Origin of the sequence: Lysinibacillus sp. YS11, assembly GCF_002896375.1 — a bacterium.
GTDB lineage: Bacteria > Bacillota > Bacilli > Bacillales_A > Planococcaceae > Lysinibacillus > Lysinibacillus capsici.
Genome location: NZ_CP026007.1, coordinates 3,545,896 through 3,570,636, shown reverse-complemented (window position 1 = coordinate 3,570,636; position 24,741 = coordinate 3,545,896). Strand labels below are relative to the sequence as shown.

The 24,741-nt window shown below is 41.8% G+C and carries 13 protein-coding genes, 29 tRNA genes, 4 rRNA genes and 1 pseudogene; 40 read left to right on the top strand and 7 right to left on the bottom strand.

Annotated features, from left to right (window positions below; all coding sequences use genetic code 11):
- Window positions 1-24: 24 nt before the first annotated feature.
- On the bottom strand, window positions 25-1,332 hold the full coding sequence (locus tag LBYS11_RS17935) for an AAA-type ATPase lid domain-containing protein (protein ID WP_103118704.1): 1,308 nt from the start codon (window positions 1,330-1,332) through the stop codon (window positions 25-27).
- 144 nt (window positions 1,333-1,476) lie between these two features.
- Between LBYS11_RS17935 and pruA the strand changes: the two genes are divergently transcribed.
- From pruA to LBYS11_RS17910, 5 genes are all read left to right on the top strand, one after another.
- Window positions 1,477-3,021 (top strand): L-glutamate gamma-semialdehyde dehydrogenase, encoded by a 1,545-nt coding sequence (pruA, locus tag LBYS11_RS17930; protein WP_103118703.1) that lies wholly within the window; start codon window positions 1,477-1,479, stop codon window positions 3,019-3,021.
- Window positions 3,022-3,271: 250 nt separating this feature from the next.
- Window positions 3,272-4,465 carry an ornithine--oxo-acid transaminase gene (locus tag LBYS11_RS17925; protein WP_004233780.1) on the top strand — a complete coding sequence of 398 codons (1,194 nt, stop codon included), beginning with the start codon at window positions 3,272-3,274 and terminating at the stop codon, window positions 4,463-4,465.
- An 82-nt stretch (window positions 4,466-4,547) separates the two neighbouring features.
- Window positions 4,548-5,792: a Glu/Leu/Phe/Val family dehydrogenase gene (locus tag LBYS11_RS17920; protein ID WP_004233781.1), complete on the top strand. Its 1,245-nt coding sequence runs from the start codon at window positions 4,548-4,550 to the stop codon at window positions 5,790-5,792.
- Between the two features lie 393 nt (window positions 5,793-6,185).
- A complete protein-coding gene (locus LBYS11_RS17915) occupies window positions 6,186-7,322 on the top strand; it encodes an iron-containing alcohol dehydrogenase (RefSeq protein WP_233732143.1) in 1,137 nt (378 codons plus the stop codon).
- A gap of 360 nt (window positions 7,323-7,682) precedes the next feature.
- Window positions 7,683-8,381 carry a hypothetical protein gene (locus LBYS11_RS17910; protein WP_048395809.1) on the top strand — a complete coding sequence of 233 codons (699 nt, stop codon included), beginning with the start codon at window positions 7,683-7,685 and terminating at the stop codon, window positions 8,379-8,381.
- A 53-nt stretch (window positions 8,382-8,434) separates the two neighbouring features.
- Here LBYS11_RS17910 and LBYS11_RS17905 read toward each other — a convergent pair whose 3' ends face one another.
- Window positions 8,435-9,418 carry a cation diffusion facilitator family transporter gene (locus tag LBYS11_RS17905; protein WP_048395811.1) on the bottom strand — a complete coding sequence of 328 codons (984 nt, stop codon included), beginning with the start codon at window positions 9,416-9,418 and terminating at the stop codon, window positions 8,435-8,437.
- A 14-nt stretch (window positions 9,419-9,432) separates the two neighbouring features.
- The gene (locus LBYS11_RS17900) at window positions 9,433-10,155 is read right to left on the bottom strand and encodes an MgtC/SapB family protein (protein ID WP_004233792.1); all 723 of its coding nucleotides are present in this window, start codon (window positions 10,153-10,155) and stop codon (window positions 9,433-9,435) included.
- A 132-nt stretch (window positions 10,156-10,287) separates the two neighbouring features.
- On the opposite strand from LBYS11_RS17900, the gene LBYS11_RS17895 reads away from it, so the two are divergent.
- The 24 genes from LBYS11_RS17895 (at window position 10,288) to LBYS11_RS17780 (ending at window position 18,206) form a co-directional block, all read left to right on the top strand.
- A complete protein-coding gene (locus tag LBYS11_RS17895; RefSeq protein ID WP_103118701.1) occupies window positions 10,288-11,187 on the top strand; it encodes a DMT family transporter in 900 nt (299 codons plus the stop codon).
- A gap of 269 nt (window positions 11,188-11,456) precedes the next feature.
- Window positions 11,457-13,008 (top strand): 16S ribosomal RNA (locus tag LBYS11_RS17890).
- A gap of 178 nt (window positions 13,009-13,186) precedes the next feature.
- Window positions 13,187-16,113: ribosomal RNA gene (locus LBYS11_RS17885) — 23S ribosomal RNA — on the top strand.
- 111 nt (window positions 16,114-16,224) lie between these two features.
- Window positions 16,225-16,340, top strand: a 5S ribosomal RNA gene (rrf, locus tag LBYS11_RS17880).
- The 16S, 23S and 5S rRNA genes sit together here with 20 tRNA genes alongside, the layout of an rRNA operon.
- Window positions 16,341-16,350: 10 nt before the next feature.
- A tRNA-Val gene (locus LBYS11_RS17875) sits at window positions 16,351-16,426 on the top strand.
- Window positions 16,427-16,429: 3 nt separating this feature from the next.
- Window positions 16,430-16,505: transfer RNA gene (locus tag LBYS11_RS17870), tRNA-Thr, on the top strand.
- A gap of 7 nt (window positions 16,506-16,512) precedes the next feature.
- Window positions 16,513-16,588 (top strand) — tRNA-Lys (locus tag LBYS11_RS17865).
- Window positions 16,589-16,605: 17 nt separating this feature from the next.
- A tRNA-Leu gene (locus LBYS11_RS17860) sits at window positions 16,606-16,690 on the top strand.
- 36 nt (window positions 16,691-16,726) lie between these two features.
- A tRNA-Gly gene (locus LBYS11_RS17855) sits at window positions 16,727-16,801 on the top strand.
- Between the two features lie 5 nt (window positions 16,802-16,806).
- A tRNA-Leu gene (locus LBYS11_RS17850) sits at window positions 16,807-16,895 on the top strand.
- 8 nt (window positions 16,896-16,903) lie between these two features.
- Window positions 16,904-16,980: transfer RNA gene (locus tag LBYS11_RS17845), tRNA-Arg, on the top strand.
- Window positions 16,981-16,989: 9 nt separating this feature from the next.
- A tRNA-Pro gene (locus LBYS11_RS17840) sits at window positions 16,990-17,066 on the top strand.
- A 16-nt stretch (window positions 17,067-17,082) separates the two neighbouring features.
- A tRNA-Ala gene (locus LBYS11_RS17835) sits at window positions 17,083-17,158 on the top strand.
- A gap of 28 nt (window positions 17,159-17,186) precedes the next feature.
- Window positions 17,187-17,260: transfer RNA gene (locus tag LBYS11_RS17830), tRNA-Met, on the top strand.
- Window positions 17,261-17,267: 7 nt separating this feature from the next.
- Window positions 17,268-17,344: transfer RNA gene (locus tag LBYS11_RS17825), tRNA-Ile, on the top strand.
- A gap of 15 nt (window positions 17,345-17,359) precedes the next feature.
- Window positions 17,360-17,452 (top strand) — tRNA-Ser (locus tag LBYS11_RS17820).
- 53 nt (window positions 17,453-17,505) lie between these two features.
- Window positions 17,506-17,580: transfer RNA gene (locus tag LBYS11_RS17815), tRNA-Met, on the top strand.
- A gap of 3 nt (window positions 17,581-17,583) precedes the next feature.
- Window positions 17,584-17,659: transfer RNA gene (locus LBYS11_RS17810), tRNA-Asp, on the top strand.
- 58 nt (window positions 17,660-17,717) lie between these two features.
- A tRNA-Phe gene (locus LBYS11_RS17805) sits at window positions 17,718-17,793 on the top strand.
- Window positions 17,794-17,798: 5 nt separating this feature from the next.
- A tRNA-Gly gene (locus tag LBYS11_RS17800) sits at window positions 17,799-17,872 on the top strand.
- A gap of 1 nt (window position 17,873) precedes the next feature.
- Window positions 17,874-17,950, top strand: a tRNA-Ile gene (locus LBYS11_RS17795).
- 4 nt (window positions 17,951-17,954) lie between these two features.
- Window positions 17,955-18,031: transfer RNA gene (locus tag LBYS11_RS17790), tRNA-Asn, on the top strand.
- A 10-nt stretch (window positions 18,032-18,041) separates the two neighbouring features.
- Window positions 18,042-18,132, top strand: a tRNA-Ser gene (locus LBYS11_RS17785).
- A gap of 2 nt (window positions 18,133-18,134) precedes the next feature.
- Window positions 18,135-18,206, top strand: a tRNA-Glu gene (locus tag LBYS11_RS17780).
- A 59-nt stretch (window positions 18,207-18,265) separates the two neighbouring features.
- On the opposite strand, the pseudogene LBYS11_RS17775 reads toward LBYS11_RS17780, so the two are convergent.
- The 4 genes and pseudogenes from LBYS11_RS17775 to nadB all read right to left on the bottom strand — a co-directional run bounded on the left by LBYS11_RS17775 (window position 18,266) and on the right by nadB (window position 22,340).
- Window positions 18,266-18,681 (bottom strand): annotated as a pseudogene (locus LBYS11_RS17775) (VOC family protein).
- 165 nt (window positions 18,682-18,846) lie between these two features.
- Window positions 18,847-19,950 (bottom strand): quinolinate synthase NadA, encoded by a 1,104-nt coding sequence (gene nadA, locus LBYS11_RS17770; protein WP_103118700.1) that lies wholly within the window; start codon window positions 19,948-19,950, stop codon window positions 18,847-18,849.
- Window positions 19,937-20,797 (bottom strand): carboxylating nicotinate-nucleotide diphosphorylase, encoded by an 861-nt coding sequence (nadC, locus tag LBYS11_RS17765; RefSeq protein WP_048395910.1) that lies wholly within the window; start codon window positions 20,795-20,797, stop codon window positions 19,937-19,939. The genes nadA and nadC overlap by 14 nt, the downstream gene beginning before the upstream one ends.
- The gene (gene nadB / locus LBYS11_RS17760; protein WP_103118699.1) at window positions 20,778-22,340 is read right to left on the bottom strand and encodes an L-aspartate oxidase; all 1,563 of its coding nucleotides are present in this window, start codon (window positions 22,338-22,340) and stop codon (window positions 20,778-20,780) included. Before nadB ends, nadC begins: the two co-directional genes overlap by 20 nt.
- A gap of 100 nt (window positions 22,341-22,440) precedes the next feature.
- On the opposite strand from nadB, the gene LBYS11_RS17755 reads away from it, so the two are divergent.
- The 11 genes from LBYS11_RS17755 to LBYS11_RS17705 all read left to right on the top strand — a co-directional run bounded on the left by LBYS11_RS17755 (window position 22,441) and on the right by LBYS11_RS17705 (window position 24,723).
- Entirely contained in the window at window positions 22,441-23,511 is a 1,071-nt protein-coding gene (locus LBYS11_RS17755; protein ID WP_066038274.1) for a cysteine desulfurase family protein, read from the top strand.
- Between the two features lie 278 nt (window positions 23,512-23,789).
- Window positions 23,790-23,905: ribosomal RNA gene (rrf, locus tag LBYS11_RS17750) — 5S ribosomal RNA — on the top strand.
- A 10-nt stretch (window positions 23,906-23,915) separates the two neighbouring features.
- Window positions 23,916-23,991: transfer RNA gene (locus LBYS11_RS17745), tRNA-Val, on the top strand.
- A 3-nt stretch (window positions 23,992-23,994) separates the two neighbouring features.
- Window positions 23,995-24,070, top strand: a tRNA-Thr gene (locus LBYS11_RS17740).
- A gap of 7 nt (window positions 24,071-24,077) precedes the next feature.
- Window positions 24,078-24,153, top strand: a tRNA-Lys gene (locus LBYS11_RS17735).
- 17 nt (window positions 24,154-24,170) lie between these two features.
- A tRNA-Leu gene (locus LBYS11_RS17730) sits at window positions 24,171-24,255 on the top strand.
- Between the two features lie 36 nt (window positions 24,256-24,291).
- A tRNA-Gly gene (locus tag LBYS11_RS17725) sits at window positions 24,292-24,366 on the top strand.
- A 5-nt stretch (window positions 24,367-24,371) separates the two neighbouring features.
- Window positions 24,372-24,460: transfer RNA gene (locus LBYS11_RS17720), tRNA-Leu, on the top strand.
- Between the two features lie 8 nt (window positions 24,461-24,468).
- Window positions 24,469-24,545, top strand: a tRNA-Arg gene (locus LBYS11_RS17715).
- A gap of 9 nt (window positions 24,546-24,554) precedes the next feature.
- Window positions 24,555-24,631: transfer RNA gene (locus LBYS11_RS17710), tRNA-Pro, on the top strand.
- 16 nt (window positions 24,632-24,647) lie between these two features.
- A tRNA-Ala gene (locus LBYS11_RS17705) sits at window positions 24,648-24,723 on the top strand.
- The last annotated feature ends 18 nt before the right edge of the window (window positions 24,724-24,741 follow it).

Here is a 24,741-nt window from a genome sequence, read left to right as displayed (position 1 = left end):
CGAATGAAAGTATCCTCGTTTTTTCTATTGCTTTTTTATTTTGCGGATTCGATATTGCAGGTTTTGTCTGCTCATACCAAGTGCATTCGCTGCCTTTGTAATATTGCCCTCATATAAATTTAAGACATTTTGCACATAATATGATTCGGCTTCACGCAAATAGGCATCGAGTGGCATGACATTGTGATTTTGATGGAACATAAAAAATTCTGGTTCACGATTATTTGTATCTTGCTGCTGCACTTTGAAGCGGAAATGTAAAGGTAATAAATCCGAAGTAACAGTGGACTCCGTTGTCATAAATGAAACAATTTCATCCAGTAGTAGCTCAAGCTCTTTTAGATTTCCTGGCCAATCATATTGTAAAAATAATTCCTGTACATCTGGTGCAAGTTCAGTGACTTGTGAAGCAAATCGTTCTCGATGTCGACTAAAATAATCTTCTACAAATGGAAGAATGTCTTCTTTTCGATCCGTTAAATTAGGAATGGTAATGGCCATTGTAGCAAAGAAATAATATAGAGATTTTGACAGCTTCTTTTCGGCAATCAATGTAATGGGATCACTGCCCACACTGCCAATTAGCATATATTTGGACTGTGGAAGTGAATGTAGTATATCCAAAAGTTGCTCTTGAATGTCTAAGCTTAAAAAATCTATACGTTCGAAGAAGAAGGTGTAATCTTTATCTTCTTCTAATAATTGCTGTAATTTATCAAGCACCGATTGAGCTGAACGGCGACTAACGAGTGTCACAAAGGCATCAGGATCAGGTGAAGCGGCGTGGTGAATGCCCTCTGCTACTAAGTCTTTCCCTGTGCCAGATTCGCCAATTAATAATACTGGTAATTTTACAGCAGCTGCTTTTTTAGCGTTGTCGATAACCTGCTTCATGGATTCAGAATCAGCTTTAATCATATCAAATGTTAATGGTTCATCGTAACGACGAAGGGGTTGATAAACAAGCTTTTCCAGAGAGGTAATATCACGTGCAAATTCAATTGCGCCAATCAGTTTGCCTTCAACAAAAAGTGGAAAAGTATCATTGATTGTTGTAATTTCATGACCATTTTTATTCCAGTAGGATTGTTTAACGTTAATTTCTTTTTTTCCCGTTTGTAAAACACGCATTAACGTACTTTCATGTTGACGGAAGGAAAACATTTCAATAATGGAACGATCCGCAAGTTCATCAAAATGAAATCCTTCAATTTCTTTCATTTTCGTATTGTAAATAATCGTTTTGCCAGATAGGTCTACTGCATGAATACCAACGGATACATTTGTTGCAATAAACTCATAAAAAGGTAGTAAAGGTTCAGAATTTTTCATAAAAATGTGCACCTCAAAAATTTTTACTTGAAATATGCAACGAAATTTTGCATTATAATAAGTGTAAGAATATTTTATACGCAAAGATATTTTGCGTCAATGTTTTTTGCATACCCAAACACATCTCACAAGGGAGGATTAAGTATGATTCCATACAAACACGAACCATTCACAGATTTTTCACAAGAGGCAAACTACAATGCTTATGTAGAGGCTTTAAATAAAGTTGAAGGTTACTTAGGTCAAGACTACCCACTAATTATTGGTGGCGAGCGCATTACAACAGAAGATAAAATCGTTTCGTACAATCCTGCAAAGAAAACAGAAGTCATTGGTCGCGTTTCGAAAGCAAGCAAAGATTTAGCTGAAAAAGCGATGCAAGCGGCAGATGAAACATTCAAAACATGGAAAAAAGTTGATCCAGCCATTCGTGCGGACGTTCTTTTCAAAGCGGCAGCGATTATCCGTCGTCGCAAACATGAATTCTCTGCACTATTAACAAAAGAAGCGGGGAAACCATGGGCAGAGGCTGATGCAGATACAGCGGAAGCAATCGACTTCATGGAATACTATGGTCGCCAAATGCTACGCATTAAAAACGGTCAGCCAGTCGAAAGCCGTCCAGGTGAATATAATCGTTATGACTACATTCCATTAGGAATCGGTATTGTCATTTCTCCTTGGAACTTCCCATTTGCAATCATGGCTGGTACAACAGTAGCTGCTTTAGTAACAGGGAATACAGTGTTATTAAAACCAGCTTCAACAACGCCAGTTATAGCGTATAAATTTATCGAAGTATTAGAAGAAGCTGGTCTTCCAGCAGGTGCGGTGAACTTCGTACCAGGTTCTGGTGCTGAAGTAGGTGACTACTTAGTGGATCATCCAAAAACACGCTTCATCAGCTTCACAGGTTCACGTGATGTCGGCTTACGTATCAACCAACGTGCATCTGTATTAAACGAAGGCCAAATTTGGATTAAACGTGTCATCGCTGAAATGGGCGGTAAAGATACAATCGTAGTGGATAAAGAAGCAGATTTAGAATTAGCTGCACAATCCATCGTGAAATCAGCATTTGGTTTCTCAGGTCAAAAATGTTCAGCATGTTCTCGTGCTGTCATCGTAGAAGATGTGTATGAGCAAGTGGTAAATCGCGTAGAAGAGTTAACAAACGCTTTAACAGTGGGTGACCCAACTGATTACAGCAACTTCATGGCAACAGTAATTGACCAAGCAGCATTCAATAAAATTACAGAGTACATCGAAATCGGTAAAGGCGAAGGTCGTTTAGTAGCTGGTGGTACAGCAGACGATTCAGTCGGCTACTTCGTACAACCAACTGTATTCGCGGACGTAGATCCTTCTGCTCGTATTATGAAGGAAGAAATCTTCGGACCAGTGGTAGCCATTGCAAAAGCAAAAGATTTCGACCATGCGATTGAAATTGCAAACGATACAGAATACGGTTTAACAGGCGCTGTTATCACAACAAACCGTATGAACCTAGAAAAAGCACGTGAAGAATTCCATGTAGGAAACCTTTACTTCAACCGTGGCTGTACAGGTGCAATCGTAGGTTACCAACCATTTGGTGGCTTCAACATGTCAGGTACAGATTCAAAAGCAGGTGGCCCAGACTACCTACAGCTGCATATGCAAGCAAAAACAACTTCAGAAATGCTTTAATTTTCACATTGACGTGAGGGCTGTTCAAAGTAGGTAGAAATTGAGGCATTTTGAATGAATTTGTGACACTTCTCCAGGTAACGCTACCCTGGCTAAAACCGTAGACTTTCATGACGTAGTTTACCTTGGAGAAGTTAGCAAATTTACCGTTTGAATTGTTGCTATATTCTTAATCATTCTACTTATAGTGATACATAGTCCCTTTCTTTTATAAAGTTTTTCAACATGATTAGTAAGGAGAGAATAGGATATGACAAAAACTCAACAAGTTATTGAACAAACACAAAATTTTGGTGCAGCAAACTATCATCCACTGCCAATCGTTATTTCAGAGGCTGAGGGTGCTTGGGTTAAAGATCCAGAAGGTAACAAATATTTAGATATGTTATCTGCTTATTCAGCAGTAAACCAAGGACACCGTCACCCAAAAATTATCGCTGCTTTAAAAGAGCAAGCTGATAAAGTAACGTTAACTTCACGTGCTTTTTACAGTGAAAACCTTGGTGAATGGTATGAGCTAGTAGGGAAACTAACAAATAAAGAAATGGTATTACCAATGAATACTGGTGCTGAAGCAGTAGAAACTGCGTTTAAAGCAGCTCGTCGTTGGGCATATGATGTAAAAGGCGTAGAAGAGGGTAAAGCTGAAGTTATTGCATGTAATGGTAACTTCCATGGTCGTACAATGCTAGCTGTATCTTTATCTTCTGATGAAGAATACCGTCGTGGTTTTGGTCCAATGCTACCAAATGTTAAATTAGTAGATTATGGTAATCTCGAAGCTTTAAAAGCGGCTATTACACCAAACACTGCTGCATTTTTAATTGAGCCAATTCAAGGTGAAGCGGGTATCGTCATTCCAACAGAAGGCTTCTTAAAAGCAGCTCGTGAACTTTGCCGTGAAAACAATGTACTTTTCATTGCTGACGAAATTCAAGCTGGTTTAGCACGTACAGGTAAAATGTTTGCTTGTGATTGGGAAGAAGTAGAACCAGATATGTATATCTTGGGTAAAGCTCTAGGTGGCGGCGTATTCCCAATTTCTTGTGTGGCTGCAAACCGTAGTATTTTAGGTGTATTCAACCCGGGTTCACATGGTTCAACTTTTGGCGGTAATCCTTTAGCTTGTGCAGTTTCAATTGCATCAATTAAAGTATTATTAGATGAAAAATTAGCAGAGCGTTCACACGAACTTGGCGAATACTTCAAAGGTAAATTAAAAGAAATTAACAACCCAGTTATTAAGGAAGTACGTGGTCGTGGTTTATTTATCGGTATGGAGCTAACAGAAGCAGCTCGTCCATACTGTGAAAAACTTAAAGAATTAGGTCTATTATGTAAAGAAACACATGATACAGTAATTCGTTTTGCACCACCACTTGTTATTTCTCAAGAGGATTTAGATTGGTCAATTGAACAAATTGAAAAAGTATTTAAACTTTAACAAAATGTTCACATTTTAATTCGGAAGTATGTTACAATGATGCCGATAACTATCATTAAAAAAACAAAGAGGCGATTTAATAATGTCTGAAAACTTAAATCTTTTCACATCAACACAAGATGTCATTCAAGATGCTCTAAATAAACTTGGCTATGATGAAGCAATGTATGAATTACTAAAAGAACCGCTTCGCATGCTACAAGTACGTATCCCAGTGAAAATGGATGATGGTACAACAAAAGTATTTACTGGTTACCGTGCACAACATAATGATGCTGTAGGACCAACTAAAGGTGGGGTTCGTTTCCACCCACAAGTGTCTGAGGAGGAAGTTAAAGCGCTTTCAATGTGGATGACATTGAAATGTGGTATTGTCGATCTACCGTACGGCGGTGGTAAAGGCGGTGTCATTTGTGATCCTCGTCAAATGTCAATGGGCGAAATCGAACGTTTAAGCCGTGGCTATGTTCGTGCGGTAAGTCAAATCGTAGGACCAACAAAAGATATTCCTGCGCCAGACGTATTTACAAATGCACAAATTATGGCATGGATGATGGATGAATATAGCCGAATGGATGAGTTCAACTCTCCAGGCTTCATCACTGGTAAGCCACTAGTACTTGGTGGTTCTCAAGGTCGTGACCGTGCGACTGCACAAGGTGTTACAATCGTAATCGAAGAAGCAGCAAAAAAACGTGGTATTGATATTAAAGGTGCTCGTGTTGTTATTCAAGGATTTGGTAACGCAGGAAGCTTCCTTGCAAAATTCATGCATGATTTAGGTGCGAAAGTAATCGGTATTTCAGATGCTTATGGTGCACTTCATGATCCTGAAGGTTTAGATATCGACTATTTATTAGATCGTCGCGATAGCTTCGGAACAGTAACTACTTTATTTGAAAACACAATTTCAAACAAAGAATTGTTAGAACTTGATTGTGATATTTTAGTACCAGCTGCTATTGAAAACCAAATTACTGCTGACAATGCACATAATGTGAAAGCAAATATCGTAGTAGAAGCAGCAAATGGTCCAACAACAGCTGAAGCAACTAAAATCTTAACAGAGCGTGGCATTTTACTTGTACCAGACGTATTAGCCTCTGCAGGTGGAGTTACAGTTTCTTACTTTGAATGGGTGCAAAATAACCAAGGTTATTATTGGACAGAAGAAGAAGTGGAAGAACGTCTATACAAAAAAATGGTCGAAGCATTTGATAATGTATATACAACAGCAACAACACGTAACATCAACATGCGCTTAGCAGCTTACATGGTAGGTGTTCGCCGTACTGCAGAAGCTTCTCGCTTCCGTGGTTGGGTTTAAGTAAAAAGAAGATAATGAGTCATTCCTATATTATTGGGATGACTCATTTTTTTCGTTTTTATTTGATTGAAGAAGGTGGTCTAGGCGCTGCTCTAATAGCATCTTTTTTTCGTTCCTTATTTTTTTGATTTTAAAAAATCTTAGCAGAAAAAAGCCCAAAATTATGGTTACGACAACAATTACAATAATAAGCATGTGCAAAAATTCCTTTTATTTTATGTAATGAGTAGTACTATACAACTATTGTCTGAACAAAATCTGAACAGTTTGAAAAAACGCTTTCGAAATAGCAAAGTGTTGACAGCGTTTAATCTTTGCTTTCTCTAGCGTAATTATGAGAAAATCCAACTAGAAAGGGGCGAATTAGATGGATTCATTTACTTTTTTAACCCAGTGAAACTACATTTTGGTGAGGATGCACTTGAAAAATTGCCGAAAGAATTAGAGCAATTTGGAAACAAGGTATTAGTTGTATATGGTGGCGGAAGTATTAAATCGAATGGTGTATACGATGCTGTTATAGAAAAATTACAACAGGCGGATAAAACCGTATTTGAATTAGGTGGTGTAGAGCCAAATCCACGAGTAGAAACAGCTAGACGAGGTATTGAGATATGCAAAACTGAAGGAATTGACTTAGTTCTTGCTGTGGGTGGTGGTTCAGTAATCGATTGTTCTAAATTAATTGTTGCTGGCGCTAAGTATGATGGCGATGCTTGGGATATCGTGAAACGTAAAGTGTTTGTAGAACAAGCTATACCACTAGGTACGGTATTAACACTTGCTGCTACAGGCTCAGAAATGAATGCTGGATCTGTGATAACGAATGCTGCTACAGAAGAAAAACTAAGTTGGGGTAGTCCAGCAGCCTTCCCGAAATTTTCAATACTAAATCCAGCATATACAGTGACTGTACCTAAAAATCACACTGTGTATGGAATAGTGGATATGATGTCGCATGTATTTGAGCAATATTTCCACAATACAACGAATACTCCTATCACAGATGAAATGTGTGAAGGGGTATTGCGAACAGTTATTACGACAGCTCCAAAATTATTAGAGGACCTAGAAAATACGAAGTTACGCGAAACCATTCTATTAGCAGGGACAATTGGTTTAAATGGATTCCTATCAATTGGTTCACGAGGGGATTGGGCATCTCATAATATTGAACATGCTGTATCTGCTGTATATGACATTCCACATGCAGGTGGTTTAGCCATTCTTCAACCGCATTGGATGCGTTTAAATGTACCAGTAAATCCTGAGCGTTTTGCAGGTATAGCAACACGTGTGTTTGGAGTCGAGGCAATAGGTAAAACAGTAGAAGAGGTTGCTTATGAGGGGATTGATCGTTTATCTGCATTTTGGACATCATTAGGGGCACCTAGTCGTTTGGCAGATTACGATATTGATGATTCGAAATTCCAGCAAATTGTAGATCATGCTATGCAAAATGGCCCTTTTGGCAACTTTAATCGATTGCAAGAGGAAGATGTAAGAACCATTTTACGAAATTCTCTTTAATACTTTAAGTATGAGGCTATGCTTATAGCCTCATACTTTTTTTATTGCAAGGTTAAGAAAAATTAACGATTAATGTAGAATTTTGTCGTAGAAGTTTCTTTAGTCCTGCAATATAATAAAATAGATACATAATAGAAGGGATATAAATGTATTTTTCTTTATTTTAAGTGAGGAAAGTCATGTTTTTAATTGAGTCATTCAACCTATATTGTAGATTATTTTACTATAAGGTGATTTATGGGATGACAGAAAAGGATAGTTTTTTGTCGTAATCAGTCAATTCGTGTGTCAATGTTCAGAAGTTGTTCAGCCACCTTTACTAAAATAATTACAATATTAAACAAAGAGGAGAGGGATCAAATGTTGAAACAATTGCTACAGGATCGTATTGTTACATTAAGTTGTATAGAAATGCCATTTCAGCAACATGTTTATAAAATGCAAAATTGTGTAGAGGTATTGGGGATTGAAGCGAAATCATTGCAAATTGAAAATGATAAAATTATCACTGGATACATTGTAGATCAAAGTATATTTTTTAAAAGCGTGCGTTTTGGGCGAACGAATGTTATTTTTTCGGATGGTGTAAATAAAGCAATTGTACAATTATTTGTTCGTCCTTCTGGAGAAATTGTTGTAGAAGTTAAGCCGTATTTGGGGGGTGCTGAGATTGTTCCTGTTTATTATCGAACAATTTTAGCAGATACAGCTATTGCAATTGATTTAAAAGGTGCTTTAAAACATTATTTGGTAGCCCATCAATTTATGAATATAGAAGATTCAATTGCTGAAGTACATTACCAATCCATGCATCCGAATGTATTAAAGGATTCTTTTTTAGGAAATTTCGTGTTGGGTTGTCATGTGGATGGCAGAAATATTCTCAATGCAGAAGAATATGCATTAGCTAATCGTCAAGCCTCCTTACTATTTTCAAAAATCGTTATTCAGCAGAATGGTAAAAGACAAATGATTGCTTGTAATAAATTACTTACTTTTATGATTACAAACCATGTTTATGTAGGTTATGAGGATATTCCTAATTTAAAATTAGTCTAACAAATAGCCAACTGCCTGAAATACGGCAATTGGCTATTTGTTTTTATAAAGTATTAAATGGAGTTGTTTGGTTTTTCACCAACGTGTATCCAGCTTGTTTTCCCATCATCTTCGTCGAATAATATAGCTACTTTAGATACTCCTTTTTGGCTTAGGATTACCTCTGTTAAATGATCCCGAACATCATCTAAAAAGGCTAACGATAAAAGCGGATCAGCTTCAGCCACTAATTCTACATGTAAAAACTCTCCTTCTTTAATCACTTCAAGACGCACAATATCTTTGATATTTGGATCATCCATTACGAGGTGAGCGATATGGTTTAACATCTCTTCATCAGTTTCACCAATGACACCACGTGCGTTATCAAGGAATACCTTACCTACAACATAAAACATCATGACCCCAATTATCATCGAAACTAGTCCTTCTATTCGACCCCAACCTGTAAAATAAGCAATTAAAATAGCAGCAAAGGCTAAGAAGTTGCCCCCAGTAGCAACTAAATCTTCCATAAAAACTAATTTTGTTGCCGGTTTTGCTCTATTCAAGTATGTGAATGCTTTCGGAATAGATGCGATACCTGCTTTTTCTTGACCTGATTCATGTAGCACTTCTGCAGCCGCTTTAGCTAGCACTGTCCCTTCTAAAACAATCCCGATGAATAATACTCCTAGGGCAATCAATATCCCGCTAGACTCTCCTGTGGGATGAATAAAATGATGCCAACCTTCTTTTATTGTTTCATAAGAAAGGATAGCTACAATTATTACGGCGAAAAGGCATACTAAATTGACAATACGACCAAAGCCACCGGGAAATTGTTTTGTAGGTGCCTTTTTAGAGAGTGCTGACCCTATATACACAAATAATTGGTTTGCTGCATCGCCTAGAGAGTGCATCATTTCTGCAAACATCGCAACGTTACCTGTAAAGAAAAAGGCGATTCCTTTAATAATTCCTAAAAATGCATTTACACATGCAGCCATTAGAGAGGGTTTGTTACCGTCTTTTAGTAGTTTTAATAGTTCTGCCATAAAAAATCCTCCAACTAGTTTAAAATTTCCATTTCGATTTTTTCTATATAAGATAGTGCTCGTAATGAACGATAAAATGACAACAAATTATCCGAGACGATTAAGGAAAGACGTAAATCTAACTCATGTAAAACACTATCATTTTTTAAGTGCACATCTTTAATGCGTATATTTTCAATGATAATGTTGTTGTCCTTTAAAAATAATAGAAATGATTCTGTATGGTTGTCATCATCAATTTGGACTTTTAATAAAATTTCCCGCATACGAATTCGCTTTGGTCCGATTTTCATAAGAAAAGGTGATAGTACTTCAATTCCAAAAACAATGATCACAACAGCTAGTGTTGCATCCATGTAAAAACCTGCACCAACCGCTATACCAATACCAGCGGCTCCCCAAATCATAGCAGCGGTTGTTAAACCTGTAATGCTGTCATTCCCGCGTCTTAGAATGACTCCTGCACCAAGAAAGCCAATTCCACTAACAATTTGTGCGGCTAAACGAAGAGGGTCCATCGTAATATTAATATCTTCTCTAGCGGGGGTTGAGTAGGCAGTTTCAATGGAGATAATCGTTAATAAGCAGCTGAAAGTAGCAATAACTAAACTTGTTTTTAATCCAACTGGTTTTTTCTTTAATTCCCTTTCGATACCGATTACTAAACTTAATGTGGCTGCAATAACTAATTTTATGCCAACTTCATATGTAATCATATTTTCGAATAATGTTTCCATACACAACCCTCCATTGATATTTCGTATTGCTAAGAGATATGCAAACTGTCATTATTATATGTGCATCACTTTTTTGTATTGTACAACATGAAGTAAGGACATATAAGTATTTTTTTAGGAAGGTGGGGTTTTTTGGAGCAGCCAAAAATCCATCCATACATCCCGATTGTGATTGGTGTAATTTCAGTATCGATGTCAGCTATTTTTGTGAAATTAGCATCGGCGGAAGCGGGGATTATAGCATTTTATCGCATGCTATTTTCCGTTTTAATCATGGCGCCATGGTTTTTAAGGGGATATACAAAGGAGTTAACGACTTTAAAAAGACGTGATTGGCTATTTTCTTCAGTTGCAGGGATTTTTTTAGCTTTTCATTTTATATTATGGTTTGAATCACTCAACTATACTTCAGTAGCAAGTTCAACAGTTTTAGTAACACTACAACCTTTGTTTGCGTTTGTGGGCACTTACTTTTTCTTTAAAGAGAAAATTACGATGAAAACAATCGTAGCAGGATCAATTGCAATAATAGGAAGTGTTTTAATTAGTTGGGGCGATTTTAAAGTAAGTGGAACAGCCTTATATGGAGATGTACTGGCACTCATTGCTTGTGCACTAGCGACAGCTTATTTTCTATTAGGACAGGATGTACGTAAGAGATTATCGCTTGTGACCTATACAATGGTTGTATATGTTGTAAGTACCATCACTTTATTTATATATGTAATGGTTAAAGGGGAATCTTTTGGTCCATATTCTTCGATGGATTGGTTATGGTTTATCTTATTAGCGTTAATAGCAAATTTACTTGGTCATACTTTGTTTAATTGGTCAATTAAATACGTTAGTACGAATGTTGTTTCAATTGCTATATTATTTGAGCCTGTAGGAGCTGCTCTTTTAGCTTTGGTGATATTTAAAGAGTATTTAATCATGACACAAATCATCGGTGGATTGATTGTATTAGCAGGAATTCTATTGTTTGTAATAGATATTAAAAAGATTTTTAATTTTTTTAAGAAAAATGCTTGATTTTTAAAATGCTATATTATATATTATTACTTGTCCTTAACAAGAAGGAACGCTTGAAAATAAAATTTTGGAAAGTTGTTGACTTTTAGTTGGGAATGAGATAAGATAATAAAGTCGCTGAAAACGACTTAAATAAAATGAACCTTGAAAACTGAACAAGCAAAACGTAATCAATAAAGTTTTAAGTAGCTAGTTTTGCTAGTGAATAAAACACAATTTTGGACATCAAACATGATGCCAGCAAAACAATTTGAGCTAATCAAATTTCTTTTATGGAGAGTTTGATCCTGGCTCAGGACGAACGCTGGCGGCGTGCCTAATACATGCAAGTCGAGCGAACAGAAAAGGAGCTTGCTCCTTTGACGTTAGCGGCGGACGGGTGAGTAACACGTGGGCAACCTACCCTATAGTTTGGGATAACTCCGGGAAACCGGGGCTAATACCGAATAATCTCTTTTGCTTCATGGTGAAAGACTGAAAGACGGTTTCGGCTGTCGCTATAGGATGGGCCCGCGGCGCATTAGCTAGTTGGTGAGGTAACGGCTCACCAAGGCGACGATGCGTAGCCGACCTGAGAGGGTGATCGGCCACACTGGGACTGAGACACGGCCCAGACTCCTACGGGAGGCAGCAGTAGGGAATCTTCCACAATGGGCGAAAGCCTGATGGAGCAACGCCGCGTGAGTGAAGAAGGTTTTCGGATCGTAAAACTCTGTTGTAAGGGAAGAACAAGTACAGTAGTAACTGGCTGTACCTTGACGGTACCTTATTAGAAAGCCACGGCTAACTACGTGCCAGCAGCCGCGGTAATACGTAGGTGGCAAGCGTTGTCCGGAATTATTGGGCGTAAAGCGCGCGCAGGCGGTCCTTTAAGTCTGATGTGAAAGCCCACGGCTCAACCGTGGAGGGTCATTGGAAACTGGGGGACTTGAGTGCAGAAGAGGAAAGTGGAATTCCAAGTGTAGCGGTGAAATGCGTAGAGATTTGGAGGAACACCAGTGGCGAAGGCGACTTTCTGGTCTGTAACTGACGCTGAGGCGCGAAAGCGTGGGGAGCAAACAGGATTAGATACCCTGGTAGTCCACGCCGTAAACGATGAGTGCTAAGTGTTAGGGGGTTTCCGCCCCTTAGTGCTGCAGCTAACGCATTAAGCACTCCGCCTGGGGAGTACGGTCGCAAGACTGAAACTCAAAGGAATTGACGGGGGCCCGCACAAGCGGTGGAGCATGTGGTTTAATTCGAAGCAACGCGAAGAACCTTACCAGGTCTTGACATCCCGTTGACCACTGTAGAGATATAGTTTCCCCTTCGGGGGCAACGGTGACAGGTGGTGCATGGTTGTCGTCAGCTCGTGTCGTGAGATGTTGGGTTAAGTCCCGCAACGAGCGCAACCCTTGATCTTAGTTGCCATCATTTAGTTGGGCACTCTAAGGTGACTGCCGGTGACAAACCGGAGGAAGGTGGGGATGACGTCAAATCATCATGCCCCTTATGACCTGGGCTACACACGTGCTACAATGGACGATACAAACGGTTGCCAACTCGCGAGAGGGAGCTAATCCGATAAAGTCGTTCTCAGTTCGGATTGTAGGCTGCAACTCGCCTACATGAAGCCGGAATCGCTAGTAATCGCGGATCAGCATGCCGCGGTGAATACGTTCCCGGGCCTTGTACACACCGCCCGTCACACCACGAGAGTTTGTAACACCCGAAGTCGGTGAGGTAACCTTTTGGAGCCAGCCGCCGAAGGTGGGATAGATGATTGGGGTGAAGTCGTAACAAGGTAGCCGTATCGGAAGGTGCGGCTGGATCACCTCCTTTCTAAGGATTATTTCGGAATACAAACCTTGGGTTTGTAAGATTACGTTTTGCGTTCAGTTTTGAAGGTTCATTCTTCTGAATGAAACACTTCAAAACTTGTTCTTTGAAAACTGGATAAAACGACATTGAAATTGTAACAAACACATTTATTTTTTAAGTTTTTTAGGCTTAATAACTTGGTTAAGTTATTAAGGGCGCACGGCGAATGCCTTGGCACTAGGAGCCGAAGAAGGACGGCACTAACACCGATATGCTTCGGGGAGCTGTAAGTGAGCTTTGATCCGGAGATTTCCGAATGGGGGAACCCACTACGTTTAATCGCGTAGTATCTTGACGTGAATACATAGCGTCTTGAAGGCAGACCCAGGGAACTGAAACATCTAAGTACCTGGAGGAAGAGAAAGAAAAATCGATTCCCTGAGTAGCGGCGAGCGAAACGGGAAGAGCCCAAACCAAGAGGCTTGCCTCTTGGGGTTGTAGGACACTCTATACGGAGTTACAAAAGAGCGAGTTAGATGAAGCGACTTGGAAAGGTCCGCCAGAGCAGGTAAAAGCCCTGTAGTCGAAAGTTCGTTCTCTCCTGAGTGGATCCTGAGTACGGCGGAACACGTGAAATTCCGTCGGAATCCGGGAGGACCATCTCCCAAGGCTAAATACTACCTAGTGACCGATAGTGAACCAGTACCGTGAGGGAAAGGTGAAAAGCACCCCGGAAGGGGAGTGAAAGAGATCCTGAAACCGTGTGCCTACAAGTAGTTAGAGCCCGTTAATGGGTGATAGCGTGCCTTTTGTAGAATGAACCGGCGAGTTACGATTACGTGCGAGGTTAAGCTTTAGAAGGCGGAGCCGCAGCGAAAGCGAGTCTGAATAGGGCGAAATAGTACGTGGTCGTAGACCCGAAACCAGGTGATCTACCCATGTCCAGGGTGAAGGTGAGGTAACACTTACTGGAGGCCCGAACCCACGCACGTTGAAAAGTGCGGGGATGAGGTGTGGGTAGCGGAGAAATTCCAATCGAACTTGGAGATAGCTGGTTCTCTCCGAAATAGCTTTAGGGCTAGCCTCGTGATGAGAATACTGGAGGTAGAGCACTGTTTGGACTAGGGGGCCATCCCGGTTTACCGAATTCAGACAAACTCCGAATGCCAGATATTTATACACGGGAGTCAGACTGCGAGTGATAAGATCCGTAGTCAAAAGGGAAACAGCCCAGACCACCAGCTAAGGTCCCAAAGTAATCGTTAAGTGGAAAAGGATGTGGCGTTGCACAGACAACCAGGATGTTGGCTTAGAAGCAGCCATCATTTAAAGAGTGCGTAATAGCTCACTGGTCGAGTGACGCTGCGCCGAAAATGTATCGGGGCTAAACGATTCACCGAAGCTGTGGATTGACATCTACGATGTCAGTGGTAGGAGAGCGTTCTAAGTGCGTTGAAGTCAGATCGGAAGGACTGGTGGAGCGCTTAGAAGTGAGAATGCCGGTATGAGTAGCGAAAGACGGGTGAGAATCCCGTCCACCGTATGACTAAGGTTTCCTGAGGAAGGCTCGTCCGCTCAGGGTTAGTCGGGACCTAAGCCGAGGCCGATAGGCGTAGGCGATGGACAACAGGTTGATATTCCTGTACCACCTCCTCACCGTTTGAGAAATGGGGGGACGCAGTAGGATAGGGTAAGCGCGCCGTTGGTTGTGCGCGTCCAAGCAGTAAGGCGTGTGTGTAGGCAAATCCGCACACTGTAACGTTGAGCTGTGATGGCGAGTCCGTATGGACGAAGTTCCTGATTTCACACTGCCAAGAAAAGCCTCTATCGAGGTGAGAGGTGCCCGTACCGCAAACCGACACAGGTAGTCGAGGAGAGAATCCTAAGGTGTGCGAGAGAACTCTCGTTAAGGAACTCGGCAAAATGACCCCGTAACTTCGGGAGAAGGGGTGCTCTTGAGCGTGCAAGCGCATGAGAGCCGCAGTGAATAGGCCCAGGCGACTGTTTAGCAAAAACACAGGTCTCTGCAAAACCGTAAGGTGACGTATAGGGGCTGACGCCTGCCCGGTGCTGGAAGGTTAAGAGGAGTGGTTAGCGCAAGCGAAGCTGCGAATTGAAGCCCCAGTAAACGGCGGCCGTAACTATAACGGTCCTAAGGTAGCGAAATTCCTTGTCGGGTAAGTTCCGACCCGCACGAAAGGCGTAACGATCTGGGCACTGTCTCAACGAGAGACTCGGTGAAATTATAGTACCTGTGAAGATGCAGGTTACCCGCGACAGGACGGAAAGACCCCGTGGAGCTTTACTGTAGCCTGATATTGAATTTTGGTACAACTTGTACAGGATAGGTAGGAGCCAGAGATCTCGGAGCGCCAGCTTCGAAGGAGGCGTCGGTGGGATACTACCCTGGTTGTATTGAAATTCTAACCCATGCCCCTTAGCGGGGCAGGAGACAGTGTCAGGCGGACAGTTTGACTGGGGCGGTCGCCTCCTAAAAGGTAACGGAGGCGCCCAAAGGTTCCCTCAGAATGGTTGGAAATCATTCGTAGAGTGTAAAGGCACAAGGGAGCTTGACTGCGAGACCTACAAGTCGAGCAGGGTCGAAAGACGGGCTTAGTGATCCGGTGGTTCCGCATGGAAGGGCCATCGCTCAACGGATAAAAGCTACCCCGGGGATAACAGGCTTATCTCCCCAAGAGTCCACATCGACGGGGAGGTTTGGCACCTCGATGTCGGCTCATCGCATCCTGGGGCTGTAGTCGGTCCCAAGGGTTGGGCTGTTCGCCCATTAAAGCGGTACGCGAGCTGGGTTCAGAACGTCGTGAGACAGTTCGGTCCCTATCCGTCGTGGGCGTAGGAAATTTGAGAGGAGCTGTCCTTAGTACGAGAGGACCGGGATGGACACACCGCTGGTGTACCAGTTGTCTTGCCAAAGGCATCGCTGGGTAGCTATGTGTGGACGGGATAAGTGCTGAAAGCATCTAAGCATGAAGCCCCCCTCAAGATGAGATTTCCCATTACGCAAGTAAGTAAGATCCCTCAAAGACGATGAGGTAGATAGGTTCGAGGTGGAAGTGTGGTGACACATGGAGCTGACGAATACTAATCGATCGAGGACTTAACCAAAAAAGTTTGAAACATTCAATGCACCGTTTATCCAGTTTTGAAAGAGCAAATCTTTCTAAAAAGAGAGCTTCTAGACACAGCAGTACGCCGTGTATGGAAGGTCGACCATAGTCTAGTGATGATGGCAAAGAGGTCACACCCGTTCCCATACCGAACACGGAAGTTAAGCTCTTTAGCGCCGATGGTAGTTGGGGGCTTCCCCCTGTGAGAGTAGGACGTCGCTAGGCATAATACCCAGGAGGATTAGCTCAGCTGGGAGAGCATCTGCCTTACAAGCAGAGGGTCGGCGGTTCGAGCCCGTCATCCTCCACCATATGCCGGTTTAGCTCAGCAGGTAGAGCAACTGACTTGTAATCAGTAGGTCGTGGGTTCGATTCCTATAGCCGGCACCATTTTTTCGAGCCATTAGCTCAGTTGGTAGAGCATCTGACTTTTAATCAGAGGGTCGAAGGTTCGAGTCCTTCATGGCTCACCATTTATAAATAATAATAAGCGGGTGTGGCGGAATTGGCAGACGCACTAGACTTAGGATCTAGCGCCGCAAGGCGTGGGGGTTCGACTCCCTTCACCCGCACCATTATTTTCATTGCCAGATAAAAAAGCTTATGCACATGCGGAAGTAGTTCAGTGGTAGAACACCACCTTGCCAAGGTGGGGGTCGCGAGTTCGAACCTCGTCTTCCGCTCCAAATGTGCCGGGGTGGCGGAACTGGCAGACGCACAGGACTTAAAATCCTGCGGTAGGTGACTACCGTACCGGTTCGATTCCGGTCCTCGGCACCATTTTAAATGCGCCCGTAGCTCAATTGGATAGAGCGTCTGACTACGGATCAGAAGGTTATGGGTTCGACTCCTGTCGGGCGCGCCAAAAGAACAACGGGAAGTAGCTCAGCTTGGTAGAGCACTTGGTTTGGGACCAAGGGGTCGCAGGTTCGAATCCTGTCTTCCCGACCATTTCCAAAAAGATTATGGGGCCTTAGCTCAGCTGGGAGAGCGCCTGCCTTGCACGCAGGAGGTCAGCGGTTCGATCCCGCTAGGCTCCACCATAAGTAAATTAACCAGTATAAAGATCCTGGCGGCGTAGCTCAGCTGGCTAGAGCGTACGGTTCATACCCGTAAGGTCGGGGGTTCGATCCCCTCTGCCGCCATCTTAAAGGACCTTTAGCTCAGTTGGTTAGAGCAGACGGCTCATAACCGTCCGGTCGCAGGTTCGAGTCCTGCAAGGTCCACCATTTATATATTGTAACGGAGGTATACCCAAGTCTGGCTGAAGGGATCGGTCTTGAAAACCGACAGGCGGGTAACACCGCGCGGGGGTTCGAATCCCTCTACCTCCTCCAGTTTTAAATTTTTATAAATGGTGCTTTAAAAACTCGAAACAACATAAAATTATCGCGGGGTGGAGCAGTGGTAGCTCGTCGGGCTCATAACCCGAAGGTCGTTGGTTCAAATCCGGCCCCCGCAACCAAAAGGTCCCGTGGTGTAGCGGTTAACATGCCTGCCTGTCACGCAGGAGATCGCCGGTTCGATCCCGGTCGGGACCGCCATTTTTAAAATAAAAGTCATGAGAAGCAAAAAAGTGAGCAAGCTTAGCATGGACGAAATGGGTCAGTAGCTCAGTTGGTAGAGCATTAGATTGAAGCTCTAAGTGTCGGCGGTTCGATTCCGTCCTGACCCACCATTTATGCGGGTGTAGTTTAATGGTAAAACCTCAGCCTTCCAAGCTGATGTCGTGGGTTCGATTCCCATCACCCGCTCCAAGGGCCTATAGCTCAGCTGGTTAGAGCGCACGCCTGATAAGCGTGAGGTCGATGGTTCGAGTCCATTTAGGCCCACCATTATTCCGAAGTAGCTCAGTTGGTAGTAGCACCTGACTGTTAATCAGGTTGTCGCAGGTTCGAGTCCTGCCTTCGGAGCCATTTTTATTTTGGGGAAGTACTCAAGAGGCTGAAGAGGCGCCCCTGCTAAGGGTGTAGGTCGGGTAACCGGCGCGAGGGTTCAAATCCCTCCTTCTCCGCCATGGGCCCGTTGGTCAAGTGGTTAAGACACCGCCCTTTCACGGCGGTAACACGGGTTCGAATCCCGTACGGGTCATACTAGAAACAGTAGATGCAATTGCATCTACTGTTTTTTGATATTCATAGATACAAAATTTACTCTTGATTCAATGCATTTTCGTCCATATAAACTACTTCCCAGATATGCCCATCTACATCTTGAAAACCCCAACCATACATAAATCCGTGATCTTGTGGTTCACTATAAGGTTTACCACCAGAGGCAAGTGCCTTATTCACTAGTTGATCTACTTGTTCTCGGTTTTCAGCAGAGAGACATAAGATTGCTTCTGCAGAAGTAGTAGTATCTGTAACTTCTTTTTTACTAAATCCTTTAAATCGTTCTTCAACCATTATTAATACGAAGATATTTTCACTAATAATCATTGAGGCTGTTGTTTCATCACTGAATTGTTGATTGAACTCAAAACCTAATTCCTTAAAAAACTGATAGATTTGTTTAGATCTTTTACTGGTAAATTGATAAAGATATTTTTCGATTGAAAAGCCATTTAGTATCACCTCCAAATTGACAGTATCATGGAGCATAAAGTCGTGTCAATTATAGCAAAGCGGGGCGCAAATGGAAGCCATTAGCACTATTAGAAGTAGGCGTTATGTGAACAAAAACAGAAAGGTTATATCTTCAACCTTTCTGTTTAAAAAGTTTTAACTATTTATCCTCTGGCTAGCATTCTTTCAAGTGAACTAAGTGCTTCAGCGGTAGTATGTTCATCTACTTGTATACGGTTATGAGGTTGACCTTGCTCAATATTTTCTAAGCTCCATAACAAATGTGGAAGGTCAATTCGATTCATTGTTAAACAAGGACAAAAGTTTTCGTTTAAGGAGACAATATGTTTATCAGGATGCTGCTTAATAATGCGATTGACAAGGTTCATTTCTGTTCCAATTGCCCATGCAGATCCGCTTGGAGCTCGATTGATTGTATCAATAATGTATTTTGTGGAGCCTGCATCATCAGCCGCTGCAACCACTTCACGGCTGCACTCAGGGTGAACAATTATCCTCATAGTCGGGTGTTCTTTGCGAATAACCTCTGTATGTTGAACAGTAAAACCTTCGTGCACAGAGCAGTGACCCTTCCAAAGAATAACCTGGATATTTTCAAGTGGCTCTTTTGTTTCGAGCAAGTTCTTATGCGGATTCCAAACAGCCATATTTTCAAGAGGTATACCTAAATCATAGGCAGTATTTCTTCCTAAATGTTGGTCAGGTAAAAAGAAGATACGCTGTTTTTGGGTAAAAGCCCATTGAACAAGTTCCTTTGCATTCGATGAAGTGACACAAGCACCACCATGTCTTCCAGTAAAGGCTTTAATAGCCGCAGTTGAGTTAACATAGGTTAGAGGAATAATCGTATCACCAAAGAGTTCTTGAAGAATTGGCCATGCTTGTTCAGTTTGATAAATATCAGCCATATCAGCCATTGAACAACCAGCGCGCATATCTGGTAAATAGATATGTTGCTGTTTCGTTGTCAGCATATCAGCAGTTTCTGCCATAAAATGTACACCGCAAAATACGATGTGTTCAGCTTCCTTATTTGCTGCGGATAATTGAGCTAACTGTAAAGAATCCCCAGTTGCATCTGCAAATTGAATGACTTCATCTTTTTGATAATGGTGGCCAGGAATAAATAATTTAGGACCTAATTTTTTCTTTATTGATAAAATACGAGATTCCATTTCCTTTACAGATAGTGCCCGATAATGCTCTGGGAGTAATGTCGTCTGTTGTAATAAACTAGTGATGGACAAGGGAATGATCTCCTTTCATTTGAACGAGTGCACTAATATCAAAAGCTTTAACTGAATGTGTTAAGGAGCCAAGTGAAATCCATTGAATACCCGTTTGGGCATAAGCCTTTAAATTTTCAAGTGTGATGCCCCCAGATGCTTCAGTCGCAATAGTGGGAGGAACAATGGGAAGCCATGCACGGATTTCTTCTGGGCTACGGTTATCAAACATAATAATATCTGCTCCTGCGTTGATAGCTTCTTCTAATTGTTCTTTTGTTTCAATTTCAACTTCAATTTTTACGGTATGACCGACTTTCGCTCTAGCGGTCTGAACTGCCTTTGTAATGCTACCAGCAAAGGCAATATGATTATCCTTTAGCATAATTGCGTCATACAGGCCATTACGATGATTAAAAGCACCACCAATTCGAACAGCATATTTATCTAGCATACGCAGTCCTGGTAGTGTTTTACGCGTATCACATATTTTTGCGTGAGTACCTACTGTTTCTTGAACGGCAAGATGGGCAGCCGTTGCAATAGCAGACATACGTTGAATAAGATTTAAAATGACACGCTCACCGATTAATAATTTTTGTAAGGGACCTTTAATCACAGCGAGTACATCACCTGACTTCACCATCTCTCCATCTTTTGTATGAAGATTGACTTCGATTGATCGATCGAGTAAGAGAAAGCCATGCTCAATAATGTTAGCCCCACAAAAAATTCCGCTTTCTTTCGCGTAAAAAGAAAAAGCTCCCTGTTGTTCGGCTGAAAAGATAAATTCACTCGATAAATCTCCATCTCCTAAATCCTCATTAAAAAATTGCTTGAGCATTTCCTCAAGTTTGATGATATTCATACAATGAGTTCCTCACTTTCATTTGTCCTTGCGAAAAAATAATCCATCGGCTTGCCCATTGTGATTTCATTTCGGATTTATCCTTCCGAATATGAGCTCCTCTTGTTTCCGTTCGCGTAATTGCTGCATGTGCCATTAATGTGGCGACTACATGCATCATAAATAATTCCAACTCAGCTAGTTCTAGACCCTTTAAATTAACTTGAATAAGTGATTGCAAGGAGGGTAGTTGCTTTACAAAATGCTGCAAGTCATCAATATTTCTAACAATACCTAGGAACCGCATCATGTGTTGCTGTAATTGGGGTTTGCTAAATAAAGGTGGCATTTTATCAGGACATTGATGCTTTTCCAGTAAAAAGTTTTTTTGATGACACCCTTTTTGAATAATGAACTGCGCCATTTTTTGACCAAATGTAATACCTTCCAATAGGGAGTTACTTGCTAAACGATTCGCACCATGTACGCCTGTACAGGCAACCTCACCGACTGCATATAAGTTCGGTATAGTAGTTCTTCCTTTGTCATCAGCAATAACACCACCCATCAAGAAATGACTTCCCGGAGCCACGGGGATTAGACCATCTTGTAAATGAACGTGATGAACATGGCACAGCTGAGCAATTGTTGGAAACTTTGCTTCAAAGTCTTGAATGTTAGTGATATCAATAAATGTTTCTTCACCCGCTGCACGTTTTGTAAATAGGGCAAGTGCAGTAATATGTCTTGGTGCTAGGTCAAGTTGAGCATGTAAACCTGTCATAATGGGCTGATGCTGGGCATTAACAAAAATACCACCAGCCCCTCTGACAGCTTCAGAAACTAATCCCTTTGCTTCATTTTTACACCACAGAAGACTCGGGTGAAATTGCATAAATTCCATATCACTAATGGCAGCGCCTGCTCGAAATGCTAATGCGATCCCATCCCCTGTATTAGTTGGGAAATTAGATGTACTTGAATAAAGGGCACCTGCGCCACCTGTCGCTAAAATAACATGATGAGCCAAATAACGTTTTGTACCTTTTTCTCCTTTAGTTAGTACTCCTACACAGTCACCATCTGTATTCCGTAAAAGCTCATAAGCCATTTCATAGCAATTGATCTTTGTTTTGGGCGAAAGTTTATGAAGCAAGTAATCTATGAAAATCTGACCAGTACGATCACCACCTGCATGTAGAATACGATGATGACTATGTGCTCCTTCAAGTCCTAGAGCAGGTTTTCCATCGACCTGCCGATCAACAGGGAGGCCATCCTTTAGATAGTTTTGCATAATCTCAGTGCCATCTTTTATAAGTGTTTTAACATGCCTTTTCTCATGATGATACTCTCCAGCTTTCAATGTATCAGCAATATGATGTTGAATATGATCCTCCTCACTGGTAACAGCAGCAATCCCACCTTGTGCACGATAAGAACTACTCATATATATAGATGATTTTGTAACAATTTGTATTTGAAAATGTTTTTCAAGCACTAAAGCAGCCTGAAGTGCAGCAATACCACTACCAATTATAAGGACGTCTGTCTTTACATCCATTGTTATACCTTCTTTACAGTTGTCTTGACACTTATCTTTACATAAAATATAAAAGAAAACAAGACCTGATGAACAAGAGAGGAAGAAGACGATGATTTATATGGATTATGCTGCAACATCACCTATGATGAGGGAATCTCTTGAGGCATATGTAGAGGTGGCACAACGGTATTATGGAAATAGTGCGAGTTTGCATGATTTAGGGGGACAAGCTTTTTATTTTGTCCAGCAATCAAGGGAGGTTGTAGCCCAAGCCCTAGGTGTAACTAGTGATGGCGTAATTTTTACGGGTAGTGGAACAGAAGGAAATCTCATAGCCATCTTGTCGTTAGCGCTAGCCTCAAAAAAAGGAAAACACATTATTTCATCTCAAGCTGAGCATACGTCAGTGCATGCGGCTTTGAATACACTTGAGAAAAAGGGCTTTACTGTAACAAAATTACCTTTGCAGAAGGATGGTTGTGTTGATCTGGGGCAATTGCAACAAGCAATCCGGGAAGAGACTGCTTTGATTACCATTCAACATGTCAATTCTGAAATTGGTTCAATCCAGCCTGTAGAGAAAATCGTAAAGATGGCAAGAAAATCAAATATATTCTGTCATGTTGATTGTGTACAATCATTTGGCAAACTAGCTATACCACAAGGGGCAGATGCGATTACCATCTCGGCTCATAAAATAGGCGGACCAAAGGGCTGTGGTGCTATATATCTGAACCCTGCAATCAGAGTACCTGCATTAACACCAGGTTTGACACATGAGAGGGGTCTTAGAGGGGGGACATTAGATACTCCTGCAATCGTGGCCTTTGCCGCGGCAATTGAAAACTATCAATATGAATTGCAACATTATGAAACGCTAAGAAATTATTTTGAAAATAATTTACCTGAAAAATGTCAGCTCGTTGAGTGTAAACAGCAACTACCTAATATTTGTGGGGTAATGATGGAAAAAGTAGAGGGGCAATATGTTCTTTTAAAGTTAAATGAGGCGGGAATCTGTATCTCTACAGGTAGTGCATGTGATATTCATAGTGAATCGGGAACAAAGGCTATTCTATCAATGGGATTTTCTTTGGAAGCGGCACGCCAATTTTTTAGAATATCTTTTGGTCCTTCCACTACACTTGAGGATATTGTAAAATTAAAAATAGAGCTTTCAAATATTTAACGAAAAGACGAGTGAAGGATTATCTATATTCTTCACTTGTAGTGAAATAGATTATAAGCTAATAATATCGGCCAAATAAAATAATTGTTTTCTTTTGAACCAACAATTGCTATAATATTTTGCAGGGCAATATTTTCTCTTACTTAACAAAAATATCTTTAAAAAGTAATAATTTCTTTTTTTTATAAAAAAGTATTGCACAATGTTAGAAAACGTTATACAATAATTCTTGTCTTGAAGGACAGGTAAACAACTTCAAAACATGATACATAACCAAGTCTAGTGATGATGGCAAAGAGGTCACACCCGTTCCCATACCGAACACGGAAGTTAAGCTCTTTAGCGCCGATGGTAGTTGGGGGCTTCCCCCTGTGAGAGTAGGACGTCGCTAGGCATAATACCCAGGAGGATTAGCTCAGCTGGGAGAGCATCTGCCTTACAAGCAGAGGGTCGGCGGTTCGAGCCCGTCATCCTCCACCATATGCCGGTTTAGCTCAGCAGGTAGAGCAACTGACTTGTAATCAGTAGGTCGTGGGTTCGATTCCTATAGCCGGCACCATTTTTTCGAGCCATTAGCTCAGTTGGTAGAGCATCTGACTTTTAATCAGAGGGTCGAAGGTTCGAGTCCTTCATGGCTCACCATTTATAAATAATAATAAGCGGGTGTGGCGGAATTGGCAGACGCACTAGACTTAGGATCTAGCGCCGCAAGGCGTGGGGGTTCGACTCCCTTCACCCGCACCATTATTTTCATTGCCAGATAAAAAAGCTTATGCACATGCGGAAGTAGTTCAGTGGTAGAACACCACCTTGCCAAGGTGGGGGTCGCGAGTTCGAACCTCGTCTTCCGCTCCAAATGTGCCGGGGTGGCGGAACTGGCAGACGCACAGGACTTAAAATCCTGCGGTAGGTGACTACCGTACCGGTTCGATTCCGGTCCTCGGCACCATTTTAAATGCGCCCGTAGCTCAATTGGATAGAGCGTCTGACTACGGATCAGAAGGTTATGGGTTCGACTCCTGTCGGGCGCGCCAAAAGAACAACGGGAAGTAGCTCAGCTTGGTAGAGCACTTGGTTTGGGACCAAGGGGTCGCAGGTTCGAATCCTGTCTTCCCGACCATTTCCAAAAAGATTATGGGGCCTTAGCTCAGCTGGGAGAGCGCCTGCCTTGCACGCAGGAGGTCAGCGGTTCGATCCCGCTAGGCTCCACCATAAGTAAATTAACCAGTA

What these genes read in the sequence shown, in the direction of transcription:
- LBYS11_RS17935 (WP_103118704.1), bottom strand. Translation starts at nt 1,332, where the DNA reads ATGAAAAATTCTGAACCTTTACTACCTTTTTATGAGTTTATTGCAACA.
- pruA (WP_103118703.1), top strand. Translation starts at nt 1,477, where the DNA reads ATGATTCCATACAAACACGAACCATTCACAGATTTTTCACAAGAGGCA.
- LBYS11_RS17925 (WP_004233780.1), top strand. Translation starts at nt 3,272, where the DNA reads ATGACAAAAACTCAACAAGTTATTGAACAAACACAAAATTTTGGTGCA.
- LBYS11_RS17920 (WP_004233781.1), top strand. Translation starts at nt 4,548, where the DNA reads ATGTCTGAAAACTTAAATCTTTTCACATCAACACAAGATGTCATTCAA.
- LBYS11_RS17910 (WP_048395809.1), top strand. Translation starts at nt 7,683, where the DNA reads ATGTTGAAACAATTGCTACAGGATCGTATTGTTACATTAAGTTGTATA.
- LBYS11_RS17905 (WP_048395811.1), bottom strand. Translation starts at nt 9,418, where the DNA reads ATGGCAGAACTATTAAAACTACTAAAAGACGGTAACAAACCCTCTCTA.
- LBYS11_RS17900 (WP_004233792.1), bottom strand. Translation starts at nt 10,155, where the DNA reads ATGGAAACATTATTCGAAAATATGATTACATATGAAGTTGGCATAAAA.
- nadC (WP_048395910.1), bottom strand. Translation starts at nt 20,797, where the DNA reads ATGAATATCATCAAACTTGAGGAAATGCTCAAGCAATTTTTTAATGAG.
- nadB (WP_103118699.1), bottom strand. Translation starts at nt 22,340, where the DNA reads ATGGATGTAAAGACAGACGTCCTTATAATTGGTAGTGGTATTGCTGCA.
- LBYS11_RS17755 (WP_066038274.1), top strand. Translation starts at nt 22,441, where the DNA reads ATGGATTATGCTGCAACATCACCTATGATGAGGGAATCTCTTGAGGCA.